Below are 17,054 nucleotides of genomic sequence, written 5' to 3'. Positions count from 1 at the left end.
TTTGAATTGAATGAAAGAAAAATAAAATATACAATAAAAGGATGGAGAGAAAGGGGAGAAAGAATATGTTAGCATTTGATCATCTCGTTCACGCAGTGCATTGTACACCGGGGGAAGCGGCAAAACAAATGCAGGAGCATGGATTTCATACTGCATTAGGCGGTGAGCATACGACTTGGGGTACTTGGAATAGTTTATGTTATTTTGATTTATCATATATAGAATTTTTAGCAGTTCAGCATGAAGAAAAAGCGAAAGAAGCGGAAAATCCATTAGTACAAGAAACAGTGGTGAAATTAAAAAATGGAGAAGGGATGCTACAAATCGCAATTCGAACAGATGCAATTGAAGAACTAGCAAATAAGTTTAATAAGCACGGCTTACATACGATAGGACCATTTGAAGGGAAACGGATGAGAAAAGATGGTCGGCTTTTAGAATGGAAAATGTTATTTGTAAAGCAAGAAGAGAATGGACCGAAATTACCATTCTTTATACAGTGGAATGAAACGGATGAAGAAAGAAGAAACGATTTACGTAAAATAGGGACGATCACTGAACATAAAAATAAAGTACAAGAAATTGAAACGATTCATTATACGGTGAAAAATGTTCGAGAAACAGTGCGGAAATGGAAAGAAGTAATGGAGCTAACTGCAAATTCAATCATACAAAATGAAGAATGGAATGCTGAGTGTCAAAGTGTATCGTTTGGTGATGTTCATGTGCAGTTTTGTGAACCGATTGGGGAAGGGCTGGTTCAAGATCGCCTGAAGAACCAGGGCGAATATCCATTTGCAGTGGAGTTTAAAGGGGAAAATAAACGAGAGCATGAAGTGTTAGGTAGTTTGTTCGTATATTGATAGAGGTGAGTTTTGTGGAAGAAATGTTAAGAGAGATAGAAAGAAAACTAGAGTGGTCACGTATTGTAAAATGTACAGCAATTACAAAAGGTTTTTCACACGAAGAGAAGTATAAAATTGATCTAGAGAATCGAGAAACTTATTTTGTAAAAGTGTGTGATTCTGCTAATTATGAACGAAAACAAGAAGAATATATGTATATGAAACAATTGGAGTTATTACATATTCCAACGCCGAAGTTAATTCATTTCATAAAACTTGAGGGATTAAATAAATGTGTTCAAGTATTTGAATGGACCCAAGGTGTAAATGGTGAAGAGAGCTTAAGTAAGCTATCGGTGGAAGAACAGTATAATGCAGGAAGAAAAGCAGGAGAAATATTAAAGAGAATTCACTCGATAGAAAGAGAAAGTGCAAGTAATAAATGGGAAATATCTAGGTGGAATAAGTATGAAAGGTACATAGAGGCATTAGCAGATTATGAGGTGAATTTTCTGGATTTGAAGCCAGTATTAACCTTTGTAGAAAATCATAAAGACTTATTGAAAAATCGACCTATCACATTTTTACACGATGATTACCACCCAGCAAATAGTATGATTCACAATAAGGAGTTTATCGTTATCGATTTTAGTGGATATGATTTTGGCGATCCAATACACGATTTTTATAATGTAGCGATTTTTACTACAAGAATAAGCAAACCATTTGCGGTTGGTCAAGTTCACGGTTATTGCGGAGGTGAACCGTCACTCCATTTTTGGAAACTGTATTCATTATATGCAGCGATGACATTCCCAGCGGATATCGTATGGACAAACCGAAGCACGCCACACTTAGTAGGGGATATGAAAGAAAGATTGAACCGAATTATAGAAGATCATAATCATTTTTCATCTTATATTCCGAAATGGTATCAATCATATCATGTGGATATAATAAACAATAAATAATGGAGGGATTCATTTGGATAAAATAGCGGTAATTTCAGATATTCATGGTAATATTCCAGCATTAGAATCTGTGCTGCAAGATATTAAATTAAGAGGCATCGAGCGCATTATTTGTCTTGGAGATTTAGTAGGAAAAGGTCCTCATTCTAGCGAAGTAATTGAAATCGTTCGTAAAGAATGTGAAGGAGTTGTTATGGGGAATTGGGATGATTTTATTACAAAACCGACTGAATTTGAAGCGTTAAAATGGCATCAAAAACAATTATTAGAAGAACAAAATGAGTATTTAAGAAGTTTACCATTTTCAATCGAGTTTTATATGAGTGGCAAACTGATTCGTATGTTCCACGCTTCACCGAGAAGTTTATATGAAAGAATACAACCACATGCTTCAAGAGAAGAGCGTGTTAGTATGTTTGAAAATAGTGATTTGACAGAGAATATAGAAGGAGAAAGAAAACCAAATGTCGTTTGCTACGGTGACGTTCATCAAGCATACATTCAAAATTTTAGGGGGAAAACGTTATGTAATGCTGGTAGCGTAGGAAATCCACTTGAAATTACACAAGCTTCCTATTTAATTTTTGAAGGAACATACAATGAAAAAGAAGCAGCGAGCTTTTCCATTCAACTCGTACGAGTACCATATGATATTGAATTAGCCATCCGATTAGCAGAAGAGCTCGATATGCCAGAGATTGAGGAATACAAGCAGGAGTTACGAACTGCTTTGTATCGGGGGTTTAAAGGGAAGTAAGGAATATGTAACTCAATAAAAATATATCAACGATTTTTCAAATATATCGACTTACTGACAAACAGTGATGAAGTTTATTTATTATAATTATATTATGTAAACAGAGTTGCGGGAGGGAATGTCATGCGCCGAAAACAACGCATTAAAAAAATTGCAGATCATATTTTAACTTTAAATTTAGCACATCCAATAAGAGTTGGAGTAAGCGGTATTACGGCATCAGGAAAGACAACATTTGCTAACGAACTAGCAGAAGAACTTAAAAATCGTGGAGAACAAGTAACACGCGCTAGTATTGACGATTTTCATAATCCGAGAGCAATTCGATACGCGCAAGGAAAAGAATCCGCAAGAGGGTATTATGAAGATGCACATGATTATACAGCCTTCAAAGAAAGGTTATTAAAGCCTTTAGGGTCTAACGGAAATTTACAATATGAAACGATTTCTCATAATTTAAAAACGGACATCCCTGTACAAAATGTGCCGCTAGTGGCCTTGCAAAATATGGTGTTAATAGTAGATGGAACATTTCTATTGAAAAAAGACGTTGAGCATTTATTTGATTATAAAATTTTTGTAGATACAGATTTCGAGATTGCGAGAAATCGTGGTGCAAAGAGAGAGACAGAAGCTTTTGGGAGTTATGAAGAAGCCGAGAAGATGTTTTTGAATAGGTATCATGCAGCTTGTAAGATGTATATAGACGAGCATAATCCTAAAGAGTGTGCGGATGTTGTATTTCAGAATAGTAAACTTGATGATCCGGAAGTTGTATTTAAAGGAATATAAAATCGTTTATATAGCAGAATAAAAAGGGTTTAGCAATCTATGCTTCAAACGCTACCAAATATAGATGTAATAAAAATTATTGCAGTTTTGAATGAGTTAAAATAATGAACTGAAATACTTTATCTCTATAAACATGAAACATGAAATTTAAAAATGAAAAATAGTGTTATACTTTGTGGAAGGAGATGTTTTGGATGGATAAAAAAGATAATCCGAACAATTGGCCTTTGTGGGCGAATGAGTCAGTAGAGATAGTTCATGCAAATCCTGATTGGCATGATAAAGGGAGATGTGAAGAACAGCAACTTTATGAACTGCTTGCTCCTCTCGGTATAAGCGAGGTAATACATATAGGAAGTACATCCATACCTGGTTTACCTGCAAAACCTATAATTGATCTAATGGCTGAAACAGAATCATTTGATAGAGTGCTAGATATTTCAGCTAAATTGGCTATATATGATTGGCATTATGTAAGCCCAGAATTAGATGAAAGACCTTGGAGAAGGTTCTTTGTGAAAGTTAAGAATAATAGGCGTGTAGCTCATCTGCATTTGATGGTTAAAGGAACTGAGCGATGGGAGCAACAACTTTTATTTCGTAACCGTTTACGAGAAAATCCGCAATTAGTTTATGATTACTCAAATCTTAAGCAAGAGTTAGCTAAAAGATTTAACCAAGATAGAGAAGCATACACAAAAGCTAAAACAGAATTTATTAAACAGGTTCTAAAATGATTACAATTTTGATTGTAACTGCGTTTGAATACAAATGAAAAAACTATACTTTATTTTATAACCTAAAATTATATAAAATGCATGTAAACAAAGTGAGAGACTTCGGTGTTCCAATGTATTTGTACTATGCCAATACTTATATTATATGTATTTCCTTTTATTTCTTGGGAGAAATTTTATATAATTGAATCAATTTCATAGAAGGATAGGTACTAAAACTATATTAAAAATCGGCTGGATTTTATGAAAATAATTACAGGGGATAAGGAAAAAATAGGTTAAAAAACGTAAAAAGGGGACAAGAAATATAATGAATGAAGTACTAGAATTAAAAGAAGAGCTACAACAAATTAAAAATAATAATTATGCTGTACCAGAGGATGTAGACGCATATCCATATGCGCAGTGGATGCTAGATTATATCGGATCACCAGATGCTGAATTACGTGATGAACTAATTTATAGTACGCTTCACACATGGATTACAAATGATGTATTTAGACAAAAAGAATTACGAGGATTAATGTTACAAGCGATTAGTCCTGATTATTTATTTTATAAAATTGGTGAAAAGGGAACAGACTCTGTTTTTAAACGTGCGTTTTCCGTATTAATTCCACCACTTATTTTATCTGTTCATGAAAGAGAACCGCTGTTATCTGAAGAACAACTGTACAGTGTAGCAGAACAAGTGCTGGAATATGTTTATTTAGAAGAAGATGTAAGGGGTTACGTAGAAGGAAAAGGTTGGGCACACTCAACTGCACATGCGGCTGATGCACTAGATGCTTTAGCACGTACAATACGAAATCGTGAGTTTTCATATGCAATCCTTGCTGCTGTTCGTCAAAAGGTTCGTTTAAATGACTACGTGTACATACACTTTGAGGATGAGAGATTAGTAACGCCAATGATGTCGTTACGTAACCAAAATCTTTTAACTGAAGAAGAGTGGAGCAACTGGCTACATAGCATAGCAATTGTTGAAGACATCCCGCATCCTCAGCATGATATTTTAGTACAAAATATTAGAGCTTTCTTAAGAAGTTTATATTTCAGAGTTTTAGAGAAAGAGGGAAGCACGGCCTTTACAGATGATATATTGGAGACTTTGGAGAAATTGCGTAGGTATTAAAATGTTTTTAAATTAGAGTGTGTGGTTCATTCCTCGATTTCATCATAAATGATCATTTAAGCAAAGAATAAAATTTGAAAGCCGATTATTTCTGTGGGTTCCCTACAAAAATAATCGGTTTTTTTAGTTGAATTGAAACTTTAGACTTAACTATGTAATAACGATTTTATTAAATATGTAGTTGCGGATTTTCTTCATATAAAGTATTCACATGCTGTTTTAAATTCTTGAATAGTAATAGAATCTCCTGACTAGGCATTCTAGCATGGTGAAGATGAAATATGTTTCCTTTTCCGATTTCTAATTCGTTTGAAGTCAAAGTAATAGGGACATTTCTATAGACATGCCATGGGAAATACAAGTGTACAAAAGTTTCTCTAAAATATATACCAGATTCACAAATTAATACCCCATCGGATCCTTTACCCAAATTACCAAGGACTGATGTATCTAAAAAAGCAATGATTTTTTCTTCTTTTGGAATAATATATTTTGCTCCAATTTCCTTTAACTTTTTGTGTGAAATATGAGTATCTACAAATAATCCATTATCAGGTTCTAATAATTCATCATGCGTCTCGAACAAAGAACAGATTGATTTTATCTCATTAATTTTTATAACTGGATGTATATCATTTTTCTTTGAATTATGGAAAGAACTTATAAGAGTCATAAGTAATTCTTTAAATAACGGTGGCGGATAATCGCTTCCGCTAATATTAAAGCTTTTTTGTGTATCAAAAGATAAAAAACCATCTTTATCAATTTCAATTTGTTGCACTTTATTTAATTGATCCCATTTTATATTCCCGGAACCTAATAGCCAATTTTTCCAATGTAAGCCCGAGCTTGTAAAGTAAACACCATATTTTCCTGAGCCAAATAAATTGCAGCTTAAAAAAGCGATAATTTGATCATCTGTTGGTATAGAAAAGCGTTTTTCGGCAATTGATAAGAAATCTTTAGGGATGCTAGTAACATAAAATCTAGATTGCTGATAATCTAAACAAATATCAGTTAAACGATTAATATCTATATTCAACATAATCATTCTCCATTCCATATTTCTATTCGATATAATAAATTATAATATTTCCAGGAAAATATTAACACTTAAATGTAGCTTAAATTGATAGGTAAAGGATTATAAAAAAATTTGTATTAGGCAAAAAAGTACATAAAACCAATACCTCCCAACCATACTAATAAAATATTTTGGAGGTGAGTTTTATGGACAAAAAAGACTTTCAAAAAGTTTATGATGATTATTTACATCAAGGAGAAGAACAAGCCCGATTGGAAGTAACTCAGGAAGTCGATTCAGGAGCAGAACAAATAATTGCAGTTCGTAAAAATGATGAAGGTGATTTAATTGCTTTTAAAACAAGTAGTGGCAGAGAATTAGATTATATTACTGCTCTTGATGAAGCAAAATCAGGAAAGTTAGCTCATGTGGACGTATTTCATAAGTATGGCAGGGATATTATACGTAGTGAACCTGATGGTATGAAAGAAAATAACTTAGATAATTTACCTTCTTTTTAAACGGGTAAGCCTCAAGAAGAGAATGTTCATTTTAATATTCTCTTCTTTTCTTTGCAAAACTTTTCCTACAAATAGAAGGTTTATTTCTAAAGTGAAATTACACTTTTAAAGAGCTCTCTAAATTTCTCTTTATCTTCTGCTGTAAATGGTTTTGGCCCCTTTGTACGCTTACCGCTTTTTCGAACCATTGCACTTAAATAACGTGTTTGTAATAGTTGGTCAATGTTTTCATTCGTATACTTATAGCCTTTATGGTGTAGAACGATACAGCCTTTCGCTAAAGCGAGCGAAGCTAGGCCGTAATCTTGCGTAACGATTAAATCTTCTTTTTTTGCTAACTGCATAATCCGGTAATCCGCAGCATCTGCTCCAGAATCAACATAAATTGTTTCCACACCTTTAGGTTGTTCCGCATTAGAATAATGAGAAAAGCTAGTAACGAGGGTAACGGGAATTTCTGCATTCGTAGCTTCAAAAATAATCACATCTTTTACAGGACAAGCATCTGCATCAACGTAAATTTTCATTTTTATCACTCCTAAAACTAGGTTCGAGTTGATGATAATGGTAGATTTAGGTTTTGTCAAACGATGATTTTGTATTTCAACTTACAAAAATTGTATATTTTTAAAAAATATGCTAACATAGAGTTGATGGAATAATAATAATTTTTAGAAAGAAAGAATTGAATGATTTATAAAGCAGATAACAATGTAAGGGAAAAGTTAGTTGAGATGTTTGATAATTTTGATAGTACTATTGTACTTTCATATCTACAAGGGCATATGGGAAGTGCATGGGTAGACAATCTTGAAAATCCAACTGTTGCTCAAATAACTGTAGGGATTTTTGTGTTTTATGCTGGGAATCCAAATGTAGAAGAAGCGAAAGAGTTACTATACAATCTTCCTGATTTTACTCTCGCTATTGTTGATTCGAATGAATGGAAAGAACGGATAGAACGGATAGAGGCTATACATAAAGGATCAATTGAGAAGTTTAAAAGATTCAGATTTAATAAGAACCCTGACGATTTAGATAAAGGATACATACGGGATCTATTGTCTACTTTACCTCAAGATTACGAAATGAAAAGAGTCGACAAAAATATAGCAAAGTCTTCGTCATTCCATGCACTCTCAGAAGATTTTATAAGTCAGTTTGATTCAATCGATGATTTTATTGATAGAGGCGTAGGGTATGCTATTTTAAATAAAGGAAAAGTTGTTTCTGCGGCAACATCATTTAGTGTATATGATGATGGAATCGAGATTGAAATTGCTAGTCATCCTGAACATAGAAGGAAAGGTTTAGCCACAATTGTAGCATCTGCACTAATATTAGATTGTCTAGATAGAGGGAAATACCCTAGTTGGGATGGAGCAAATTCTGAGTCTGTTGAACTAGCAAAAAAGCTAGGCTACACTTTTAAAGAATCTTATGATACATATTTTATTGAAATAAAAAAATGAACCAATACAAGTACATAAACTAAAGTGTTTTTAGTTTATGTACTTAGTTAAAAATTAATTAAATTCTATTGACGATATTTAAGGATGCTACTCATTTTTCACAAACTAAAATAGCCTCACGCAAACGAGAAATGCCTTCCTCAATTTGATCTATATTTACCTTCCCATAAGACAAACGTATATAACCATCTTTCGCGCCGAAAATGCTACCTGGCATAAAGGCGATTTCTTGTTTTAAGCTTTGCATAATGAGTTGTTTTTCGTTTATCGGTTCGTTTAATTTTCCCCATATGTATATACCACCGGTTGGGCTTGAGAAAGAGATTTTATCGTGAAGTTGCTCTTTTAGGGCACGAACGATAACGTCTCTTTTTTCTGCTAGTCTTTTTCGTAACGGTACGACATGAGACTGAAATGGTACAGTTTCGAAAAGTTGTTGCATAAGCCACTGCGGGAATATACTCATTCCTAATTCCATTTGATGCCGTGCATCGGATAATCGTTCTACCACAGACTGCGGAGCGACAAGCCAGCCGACTCGTAACCCTGGTGCGATCATTTTTGATAAGGAATGTACATAAATGACAGTTCCGTTTTCATCAATTGATTTTAAAGTAGGGCAAGGTTGTTTATTTTCTAAAGTAAGTAAACTAGACGGATCATCTTCAACAATCGCAATTCGTAAGTCCGCACAAAGTGATAGCAGTTTCTTTCTACGGTTTGGATGCAGCATTGTTCCCGTAGGGTTTTGGAAATTTGGATTTAAAAAGATCATTTTAATACGATGCTTTCTATATAGTTCTTGTACATCGTCTGGATTAATACCGTGTTCATCGACAGGTAATGGAAAAATACGAATACCTGCTGATTGGAATAACGGTAATGAATAGCAGTGTGATGGACTTTCGAAAGCGACTGCATCACCTGGGTTTAATAAACATTGTACGATAAGGTGAAGTGCTTGTTGGGCGCCGGATGTAATCATAATGGATTGTTCTGTTGCTTCAATTTTTAAATATGCTTTCATATATTTTACGACCGCTTGTCTTAGCGGGAGATAGCCCTGCGGATGATCGTAACTTAATGACTGCGTTAACGGCTGCTCTCGTAAAATCGTTTGTAGTTGATCGTGAGGATAGAGGTTACAACCGAGCTCTCCATTTGCGAAGTCAATCATGTTTTCATTTTGTTGTACTTGCGCCCGAATATGGCGAAGTAACGGTAAGTTTGGTAAAAAAGTACCGCCTTCTACGAAACCTCTCCAGTTCGGCGTTAATGTTGGAGAAACGCCCCACATATGTGTACTCACACGTGTACCTTTACCAGTTGTACTTTCTACAATTCCCATAGCACGTAGTTCATTATAAGCAGTCGTTATCGTACTACGGTTTACATTTAACTGCGTAGCTAATTTCCGTTCTGAAGGGAGGAAGCTACCTGGGGGAAGCTCTCCGTATGTAATACGTCTTTCAATAAAATCAACAACTTGCTGATAGATAGGGATTTTACTGTCGTTATCTAGCTTCCATTCCATACAAACGCCTCCGCATCTCTTATATACATCAAGTATAACAAATTGGTTGGGTAAAAAAACAGCCAATTGGACGGTGTTATATCCAGCCAATTTTACTATGCTAAATAGGGAAGGGGAGATTCGGATGAAAAGATGGCAAATGGAGTGGCTCTTAGTATCGGTTGCTTTAGTATGGGGAGCAAATTATACAATTGGAAAGTATGGCGTGGCATTTATGTCATCCATTCAATTTAATAGTTTACGATTTTTAGTAGCATCACCGGTATTATTACTTATTACATTTTTAATGGAACGCTCATTACGTATTGAAAGAAAAGATTGGTTACGATTATTAGCAGTCGGTATCGTTGGTACGACAATGTACCAAACGATGTTTATGCTATCTGTGAAATATACTTCAGCAACGAGCGCTTCATTATTAATTGCGATGTCACCTATATTTACAGGGATATTAGCAGTATTACACAAACAAGAACGTTTTTCGATGAAAGTACAAATTGGTTCAATAGTAGCGTTTATTGGTGCAGCATTCGTTTTATTAACAGGGCATACAGGAGGAGCTACTTACGAGTATGCGTGGCTTGGAAATATAATTGGATTAGTCGCAGCAATTGCGTGGGGATGGTACCCAATTTTAGCACAACCTCTTATTACAAAATACTCGGCAATGAGAGTTACATCATGGTCTACTTTAATTGGAATTGTACCACTTGTTGTATATTGTTTATTCAATGTAAATACATTAACGTGGCCAGTGGATATGCCGAGCTGGGGCTCTCTAGCATATTCAATCGTCTTTGCGACAATCTTCGGACTTGCGATGTGGTATGTCGGTATTAGTAAAATAGGTTCAACGAAAGTAATGGTATATATGTATCTCGTACCACTGTTCGCAGTTATCTTTGCAGCTGTAACAATAGGTGAGCAAGTCAATATGATGCAACTGGTTGGCGGACTTATAATCTTTGTGGGTTTATATGTTGTAAAAAAAGGCGGAATCAAAAAGCCAGCTCTCAATTTGAAAAAAGTAAGCTAACCTTTAAAATGATCTCTTTCACATAGAAGGAGATCATTTTTGTTTTTGCAATAAAAGTGCTTGTTCAACGGCCCATTTTTGATGATCATGAATTAAATGTTCTATAGCAAGCGATGGAGACATCCACCTTAAAATATGATCCTCCCCACAGTTTTCGGTTTGCTTATGTACCATGTTCGCAATGTAAAAGAACCCATCGTTTAAATAATATGTACCTTCTTTTTCTGCATAAAAATATCGCGCTGCATTACCGATATATTGATCAATTTCAATTGCCCATCCTAATTTCTCTAGTAATTCACGATGTAGACATGCTTCTTTTGTTTCCGTACCTTCCATACCGCCACCTGGTAAAAAATAACGTTCTCTATTTTGAATGACAGCTATGTTTGAAGTAACTGGATTGAAAATAACCGCATAGCAACTCGGCCGTAATACATAATGAACGGTGGGATTTTTAGAACCAAATGTGGGTTTTGAAATCATAAAACACGACCTTTCTCTATAAAATACATAAAAGGGATAATAAGGTAAATGTCGAATTATATTAAGATAATCATAGTTGATTGGAGTGATATCAAAATGATAAATCGAAAATGTTCACGATGTAAAGAAATAACAGGTACATTGCATGGTGGTAAAAAATTTAATGAAGAATTTTTATGTGAGGACTGCTTGCAAAAAGGAATTGCGAGCGGGGAGATCGAATTATCACAAGTGGAAGAAAAACAAACTTCGTATCTTTCTATAAAAATATTAAAAATAATGAGTGTTATTTATTTAATAGTATCTATTATAACTGCTTTTTCTGCTGGAGCACTTATACAGGATCCAGGGCTTGGTGGAATATCATTTTCAATAACAGGTGCAGTTGGTGTTATGGTAATTGGATCGATATTCCAGTCTGTTCTTGTATTTTCAGGTATTTGGGTATTCATTCTTTTAGTCGAAACGGTTATTAAAATATATGAAAAAATGAAGTGAGTGAGAGGGAGAAATACATGCGAGTAAGAAACATTCAAGGGGAAGATTATGAAAAGATTCATTCTGTATTAAATGATTGGTGGGGCGGGAGAGATATGGCTAGTATGTTGCCAAAATTGTTCTTCGTTCACTTCCAAGAAACGAGTTTTATCATTGAAGAAGATGGAAAAACGTTAGGTTTCTTATGTGGATTCTTTTCACAAACGCATAAAGATGAAGCATACGTTCATTTTATCGGCGTAAATCCAAAGTATAGAAGAAAAGGAATCGCAACGACATTGTATTCTTATTTCTTTGATGTCGCTCGTGCAAGCAACCGTAAAGTTGTAAAAGCAATCACGTCACCAGTTAATAAAAAATCGATACAATTTCATCAAGAAATCGGCTTTCAAATTGAAGCTGGAGATGATGAAATAGAAGGTGTATCCGTACATACAAATTATGATGGTAATGGCGGGAGTAGAGTTTTATTTTTAAAAAATGTATAAAGTAGGCTAACGTGAAGTTAGCCTTTTTGTTGTGAGGAGGTATGAATATGGAGAGTTCTCAAAGTAGAAATGAGTACATAAGACGCATATATAAAGTTCAAGATTATATAGAATCAAACATAAATGATTCACTTTCAATTGAAGAGTTAGCCAATGTAGCAGGCTTTTCAAAGTTTCATTTTCATAGAATCTTTAAAGGGATAGTGGATGAACCATTATCTCGGTATGTGAATCGCTTGAAACTAGAAAGGGCAACAAATCTACTTACATATCGCACAGACATGACGATAACAGATATCGCGTATCATTTTGGGTTTACAGATTCAGCTGTTTTCTCTCGTACATTTAAAAATTATTACGGAGTAAGTCCGTCAAACTATAGAAATCACAATAGCAAGAATTGCAAAGACGTTAGGGAAGGTTCTCAATACAATGTAGGTAAGAAGGTTCGAGGAGAGGTCGAAATTGTTACAGCGGATACCGTAAACGTTGCATACATACGACATGTAGGTACATATAAAGACTTAGCTATAGCTTTTCCAAAAATGATAGAAAAACTATTTCATTACGCATTGGAGCAAAAATACCATGTATTTGAGGATACGAAAGTATTAACAATTTACCACGATCATCATGAATTTACAGAAGACTATCAGTTAAGAACAAGTCTATGTATAACAATTCCGGATGAGTCCGCAGTAGGAACGAGCGACATTGGAATAATGGTAATACCTTCAGGCAAGTATGCGGTAGGTCGTTTTGAAATACACCAAGATGAATATAAAGGAGCATGGGATTTCTTATACGGTGAATGGCTGCCAAATAGCGGATATAAACCGAGAGATTCGTACCCTTTTGAAGTATATAGAAATGATCCAAGGCAGCATCCCGAACATAAACATATAGTTGATATATATGTACCTATCGAACCTTTTTAATCATTGATCAAGGGGGAAGAACAATGAAAATTGCTGAAAAGTTAGATTGCATTATAAAAGAAGAATACAAAAATATAAATGGTATGTTAGTAATGCAGAAAGGTAATGTTGTTTTTGAAAACTATTATAATGGTTACGGTCCAGATGATGCATTTCATGTAGCGTCAGTCACAAAAACGATAATCTCTGCGTTAATTGGAATATGTATAGATAAAGGATATATCAAAAGTGTTAATCAAAAAGTAATAGAGTTTTTTCCTGAATATAATCTTAAAGAATCTGAAGTAACAGTTCGGCATCTACTTACAATGACAGCTCCATATCCTTTTGTAGATTGGCAGGAACCGTTAGAAGAACTATGTACACAACAGGATTGGGTGCAGTATACGCTAAATAGAATCGGACAAGGCGGAGAAATCGGATCTTTTAAATATTCATCTGCAGGTGCTCATTTACTATCAGCAATTATTACGAGTGTAACAGGGAAAAGTGCTCGTGAATTTGCGAATGAATACCTATTCCAGCAAATCGGTATGAGAGAAATTCCAAACTACAATATGAAAGCATTTGGATTCGATGACTTATTCGGAAAAGATGTGAAAGGATGGGTTCACGATCCAAACGGTATTTCGACGGGTGGATGGGGACTTACGTTAACAGTTAAAGATATGGTGAAGTTTGGACGTTTATATTTGAGTGAAGGTATGCATAATGGAAAGCAAATTCTTTCAAAATCATGGGTAAAAGAATCAACAGCAATGAATTCAAATCGATATGGTTACTTATGGTGGTTACGAGAGGAAGATGGAATCTTTTCATACTGTGCAATGGGCGATGGTGGGAATGTGATTTGTTGTGTACCGGAGAAGGAACTGGTGGTGGCGATTGCATCTGAAATTGTACCGGAAGCGCGGGATAGATGGAGGTTAATCAAAGAGTGTATATTTCCTAATTTAATAGTTTTATGAAAATGACAATAAAAGGAATAGTTATGCTTTCCATGATTGAAATAAGTGTTGTGAGAACAAAGTTGTTCAACTAAGATTATAAAACTTCAACACCTATACGATTATTGAATAATTGTAAGGTGTTGAAGTACTTTATGAGCTATTAAAGGTACTTTCAACTAAAAGCGGAAACAACTTTTTTCTTTCCTTTTAACTATTCTTTAACTTTGTGATGTATAAGGTACATCATGCCGAGCACAATTGCTAGTAAGATAAATTTAATTAATTCTATTAGGCTAGCATCCCACTTATTTTGCGCTACATCCGTTAAATAAAATACATTAAACATCCCATGTAAGATTGCGGGTGATACTACAGAACGACCATATTCTCTCGTGTACGTCAAAATTATAGATAATATAAATAATAAAGCGAGATAACTTAATATTCCTACAAACCAAAACTCATAATTTTTATAAAAGATTGCTACTGGTAAATGCCATAAAGACCACAATGAAGCTGTAATTATTGCGGTTTGTATTAATGAATATTTTTTTCGTAAATAATAATGGGAATTCCCGCGCCAAATAATTTCCTCTAAAAATGCAGACAAAGCTGCAATTGTAAGACCAATAAGTAAAAGAAATACCAATTCATTACAGTGATTAAATAAAAACCTTATATTATAAATATAAAAATAGAAATGGAGACATAGACCTAGAAGTAGTGGGAATAAAATGGAGAAAATTAGTGATTTTAATGTTGGACGTGAAATGCCAAATGTATGAAAAATTTCTTGTTTCTTATATGCTTTTTGATATAAAATAACGGCTAACAACGGAACAACCATCGTAAAACCCAAATAATTACGACCATTTTCTATGTTTAGCAAAAAGATATAAAAGAACGATGTGAGAGAATAAATGTAAAATATTGAATGATAAACTATCTTTTTATTAATATTTATCACCTACCTAAGTACGTATAATTTGTTAATCAAATATTGGATATTTTAATTATATATGAAATGGAAATAGACAGAATGAATATTTTCATATTGTTGATTCTAATAATAGAGAAGGTGATTAAATTATATCTCCTTTTTTTGCTAGTATAGTAAGAGATAGAAAGAGATTTCACTAGATGGATAAAAGACGTTGTTTGAAAGGTGAGGGTATGATGACAAAGTCTAATATTGTAGAAATTATTTCAGCATTAGTATCTATTATCGGCGTGTATATTCTTATAAATGCACCAAAAATGGGGAGTAATGCAGCCGGTGCATCTGTTACAGAGCAAGGCGGTTATATGGATACAAGTACATATTTAGCTTTATTACAGGGGTATGGAAATTCGTATACAATTCTAGGTGCGATTTGTTTATTTATGGGATTGCTTAGTTTAATTTCGATCATTTCAATTCAAGTATATAAAAGTAAATAGAGGTTGAACAAGCAATGCTCCTGTCAATTTGGCAGGAGCATTGTTTTTATAAATAAAATTTTTTACATTATGGATTAATTATAATATCCAGGTAATTACATTTATTGGTTCCGTTGGCTCGAAATAGGCAAAGACTTAGAGTTTGATAAACGAGTAGAGCAAATGCTTATTTCAGCGTGTCAGAAGTCAAATTATAGAACAGTTGAAATGTTAAAGTATTCATTATGGTTATTTATGGGATTTGTATTAACTATATTGCCACTACTAATAGCTATATCAATTCGAGATTATTATGATGACAAATTTTATGAGCGTAAAAATGGTTATTTTAATCATTATTATTCTATACAGCTTACGAGTATAGGGGAATTAAGTTTTAAAGATTTAGTTATACTTGTTTTGTTCTCTATGATAGAAGTAGGTGTTGTGAGAAAGAAGTCGTTAAATTAAGATTACGGAAGAAAGAATTAGATGTTCTCAAATACACCGCGAGTTGCTAGAGGAAGTGCCATCATGTATAGTGTGGTTAAAATCGCAAAAGAGAGCAATTTAAATCCTTATTATTATCTTCTTTATTTGTTTGAAACACTCCCAAATATCGATTTAAACAATGAAGAAGAAATTGATAAAGTCTTGCCGTGGTCAACAGATTTACCGTCTAGATGCAGAGTGCCGAAGTAAAGTGAATTAAATAAAAAGTAACTCCAAAATTAACTTTTATTGTATATTTTGGAGTTACTTTATTTCATATGGAGATAGTTTTCTTATTGAGCTATCCTGCCCAGTTAGTGCCGTAAAGAGTGTAGTTAGTTTTCGGTACATCTTTTTTATAAACAATACAACTTTGTTTTATATTAACCGTCTACTCCCATATTTAAAAATTGAACAAGCTGATCATTTAAATAACTTGTACTATAAGAAAAATCATGTTGATACCACTCAATAATGATGCCAATAATCGCATTTGCTTGGTAGGAACAATAAAGTGAATGGTTCACGCCTTCTTTAAGCAAAGCTTCTTTATCTTGAAGTAACAAATGCTTTATTTCCTCAAAAAATAAATAATAGTACATTAAAGGAACCTTTTTGGAAAAAACAATTCTGTAGAATGATTTGTATTTTTCGATATGATGAAAAATCCGAATTGTAGAAGGATCTAATTTACTAGTTTTCAATACTGATACATAGCGATAAGGTTCTTGATAAGACCGTGTCAAATCTGCTGTAATTTCTTTAAAATACTCCTCAAATAAATCTTCTACTTGTTTATAATGCAAGTAAAATGTACCACGATTTATTTTTGCTTTTCTGCAAACTTCCGAGATGGAGATGACTTCTAAAGTTTTTTCGGTTAATAATTCTAACAATGCGTTATGTAACGCCTCTTTTGTTTTCACAATACGTATATCTGTACGCATTATTTTTTCACC

The 17,054-nt window shown here is 33.8% G+C and carries 21 protein-coding genes and 2 pseudogenes; 17 read left to right on the top strand and 6 right to left on the bottom strand.

The window, feature by feature from the left end; all coding sequences use genetic code 11:
- Positions 1 to 65 precede the first annotated feature (65 nt).
- The 6 genes from KPL75_RS01885 (at position 66) to KPL75_RS01860 (ending at position 5,237) form a co-directional block, all read left to right on the top strand.
- Positions 66 to 863 carry a VOC family protein gene (locus KPL75_RS01885; protein WP_016095729.1) on the top strand — a complete coding sequence of 266 codons (798 nt, stop codon included), beginning with the start codon at positions 66 to 68 and terminating at the stop codon, positions 861 to 863.
- A 14-nt stretch (positions 864 to 877) separates the two neighbouring features.
- Positions 878 to 1,816: an aminoglycoside phosphotransferase family protein gene (locus tag KPL75_RS01880; RefSeq protein WP_219919179.1), complete on the top strand. Its 939-nt coding sequence runs from the start codon at positions 878 to 880 to the stop codon at positions 1,814 to 1,816.
- A gap of 13 nt (positions 1,817 to 1,829) precedes the next feature.
- Complete coding sequence (locus KPL75_RS01875; protein WP_219919178.1) at positions 1,830 to 2,573, top strand: metallophosphoesterase family protein; 744 nt, start codon at positions 1,830 to 1,832, stop codon at positions 2,571 to 2,573.
- Positions 2,574 to 2,696: 123 nt separating this feature from the next.
- Positions 2,697 to 3,365 (top strand): nucleoside/nucleotide kinase family protein, encoded by a 669-nt coding sequence (locus tag KPL75_RS01870; protein ID WP_219919177.1) that lies wholly within the window; start codon positions 2,697 to 2,699, stop codon positions 3,363 to 3,365.
- 194 nt (positions 3,366 to 3,559) lie between these two features.
- Entirely contained in the window at positions 3,560 to 4,102 is a 543-nt protein-coding gene (locus tag KPL75_RS01865) for a GrpB family protein (RefSeq protein ID WP_219919176.1), read from the top strand.
- A 310-nt stretch (positions 4,103 to 4,412) separates the two neighbouring features.
- The gene (locus KPL75_RS01860; protein WP_219919175.1) at positions 4,413 to 5,237 is read left to right on the top strand and encodes a DUF2785 domain-containing protein; all 825 of its coding nucleotides are present in this window, start codon (positions 4,413 to 4,415) and stop codon (positions 5,235 to 5,237) included.
- 169 nt (positions 5,238 to 5,406) lie between these two features.
- Here the strand turns inward: KPL75_RS01860 and KPL75_RS01855 are convergent, their stop codons facing one another.
- Positions 5,407 to 6,282, bottom strand: coding sequence for a hypothetical protein (locus KPL75_RS01855; protein WP_219919174.1), 876 nt, complete (start codon positions 6,280 to 6,282; stop codon positions 5,407 to 5,409).
- A gap of 185 nt (positions 6,283 to 6,467) precedes the next feature.
- On the opposite strand from KPL75_RS01855, the gene KPL75_RS01850 reads away from it, so the two are divergent.
- Complete coding sequence (locus tag KPL75_RS01850) at positions 6,468 to 6,782, top strand: DUF3892 domain-containing protein (RefSeq protein WP_219919173.1); 315 nt, start codon at positions 6,468 to 6,470, stop codon at positions 6,780 to 6,782.
- Positions 6,783 to 6,868: 86 nt separating this feature from the next.
- Here KPL75_RS01850 and KPL75_RS01845 read toward each other — a convergent pair whose 3' ends face one another.
- A complete protein-coding gene (locus KPL75_RS01845) occupies positions 6,869 to 7,309 on the bottom strand; it encodes a YaiI/YqxD family protein (protein ID WP_219919172.1) in 441 nt (146 codons plus the stop codon).
- Between the two features lie 162 nt (positions 7,310 to 7,471).
- Between KPL75_RS01845 and KPL75_RS01840 the strand changes: the two genes are divergently transcribed.
- On the top strand, positions 7,472 to 8,254 hold the full coding sequence (locus KPL75_RS01840) for a GNAT family N-acetyltransferase (RefSeq protein WP_219919171.1): 783 nt from the start codon (positions 7,472 to 7,474) through the stop codon (positions 8,252 to 8,254).
- Between the two features lie 91 nt (positions 8,255 to 8,345).
- On the opposite strand, the gene KPL75_RS01835 is transcribed toward KPL75_RS01840, so the two are convergent.
- Positions 8,346 to 9,788, bottom strand: a complete 1,443-nt coding sequence (locus tag KPL75_RS01835) for a MocR-like pyridoxine biosynthesis transcription factor PdxR (protein WP_219919170.1) — start codon at positions 9,786 to 9,788, stop codon at positions 8,346 to 8,348.
- 124 nt (positions 9,789 to 9,912) lie between these two features.
- On the opposite strand from KPL75_RS01835, the gene KPL75_RS01830 reads away from it, so the two are divergent.
- Positions 9,913 to 10,824 (top strand): DMT family transporter, encoded by a 912-nt coding sequence (locus tag KPL75_RS01830; RefSeq protein WP_219919169.1) that lies wholly within the window; start codon positions 9,913 to 9,915, stop codon positions 10,822 to 10,824.
- A gap of 33 nt (positions 10,825 to 10,857) precedes the next feature.
- Here KPL75_RS01830 and KPL75_RS01825 read toward each other — a convergent pair whose 3' ends face one another.
- Positions 10,858 to 11,310 carry an NUDIX hydrolase gene (locus tag KPL75_RS01825; RefSeq protein WP_219919168.1) on the bottom strand — a complete coding sequence of 151 codons (453 nt, stop codon included), beginning with the start codon at positions 11,308 to 11,310 and terminating at the stop codon, positions 10,858 to 10,860.
- A gap of 96 nt (positions 11,311 to 11,406) precedes the next feature.
- Between KPL75_RS01825 and KPL75_RS01820 the strand changes: the two genes are divergently transcribed.
- From KPL75_RS01820 to KPL75_RS01805, 4 genes are read left to right on the top strand one after another with little or no spacing between them, the layout of a single operon-like run.
- On the top strand, positions 11,407 to 11,808 hold the full coding sequence (locus KPL75_RS01820; RefSeq protein WP_219919167.1) for a DUF3980 domain-containing protein: 402 nt from the start codon (positions 11,407 to 11,409) through the stop codon (positions 11,806 to 11,808).
- A 17-nt stretch (positions 11,809 to 11,825) separates the two neighbouring features.
- On the top strand, positions 11,826 to 12,296 hold the full coding sequence (locus KPL75_RS01815; RefSeq protein WP_219919166.1) for a GNAT family N-acetyltransferase: 471 nt from the start codon (positions 11,826 to 11,828) through the stop codon (positions 12,294 to 12,296).
- Between the two features lie 47 nt (positions 12,297 to 12,343).
- Positions 12,344 to 13,234 (top strand): AraC family transcriptional regulator, encoded by an 891-nt coding sequence (locus KPL75_RS01810; protein ID WP_219919165.1) that lies wholly within the window; start codon positions 12,344 to 12,346, stop codon positions 13,232 to 13,234.
- Positions 13,235 to 13,257: 23 nt separating this feature from the next.
- Positions 13,258 to 14,202, top strand: coding sequence for a serine hydrolase domain-containing protein (locus KPL75_RS01805; RefSeq protein ID WP_219919164.1), 945 nt, complete (start codon positions 13,258 to 13,260; stop codon positions 14,200 to 14,202).
- 193 nt (positions 14,203 to 14,395) lie between these two features.
- Here KPL75_RS01805 and KPL75_RS01800 read toward each other — a convergent pair whose 3' ends face one another.
- Positions 14,396 to 15,151 (bottom strand): CPBP family intramembrane glutamic endopeptidase, encoded by a 756-nt coding sequence (locus KPL75_RS01800; RefSeq protein WP_219919163.1) that lies wholly within the window; start codon positions 15,149 to 15,151, stop codon positions 14,396 to 14,398.
- 173 nt (positions 15,152 to 15,324) lie between these two features.
- Between KPL75_RS01800 and KPL75_RS01795 the strand changes: the two genes are divergently transcribed.
- The 4 genes and pseudogenes from KPL75_RS01795 (at position 15,325) to KPL75_RS01780 (ending at position 16,305) form a co-directional block, all read left to right on the top strand.
- On the top strand, positions 15,325 to 15,624 hold the full coding sequence (locus tag KPL75_RS01795; protein WP_219919162.1) for a hypothetical protein: 300 nt from the start codon (positions 15,325 to 15,327) through the stop codon (positions 15,622 to 15,624).
- A gap of 84 nt (positions 15,625 to 15,708) precedes the next feature.
- Positions 15,709 to 15,840, top strand: a pseudogene (locus tag KPL75_RS01790) (IS1595 family transposase); the annotation flags it as partial.
- An 8-nt stretch (positions 15,841 to 15,848) separates the two neighbouring features.
- Positions 15,849 to 16,005, top strand: a pseudogene (locus tag KPL75_RS01785) (ABC transporter permease); the annotation flags it as partial.
- Between the two features lie 132 nt (positions 16,006 to 16,137).
- Positions 16,138 to 16,305 carry a transposase domain-containing protein gene (locus KPL75_RS01780; protein WP_309137444.1) on the top strand — a complete coding sequence of 56 codons (168 nt, stop codon included), beginning with the start codon at positions 16,138 to 16,140 and terminating at the stop codon, positions 16,303 to 16,305.
- 173 nt (positions 16,306 to 16,478) lie between these two features.
- On the opposite strand, the gene KPL75_RS01775 is transcribed toward KPL75_RS01780, so the two are convergent.
- A complete protein-coding gene (locus KPL75_RS01775; RefSeq protein WP_375141017.1) occupies positions 16,479 to 17,042 on the bottom strand; it encodes a TetR-like C-terminal domain-containing protein in 564 nt (187 codons plus the stop codon).
- Positions 17,043 to 17,054: the final 12 nt, after the last annotated feature.

It is taken from the genome of Bacillus sp. NP247, assembly GCF_018966865.1.
Classification (GTDB): domain Bacteria; phylum Bacillota; class Bacilli; order Bacillales; family Bacillaceae_G; genus Bacillus_A.
This window is presented reverse-complemented; position numbering and strand designations above follow the sequence as displayed.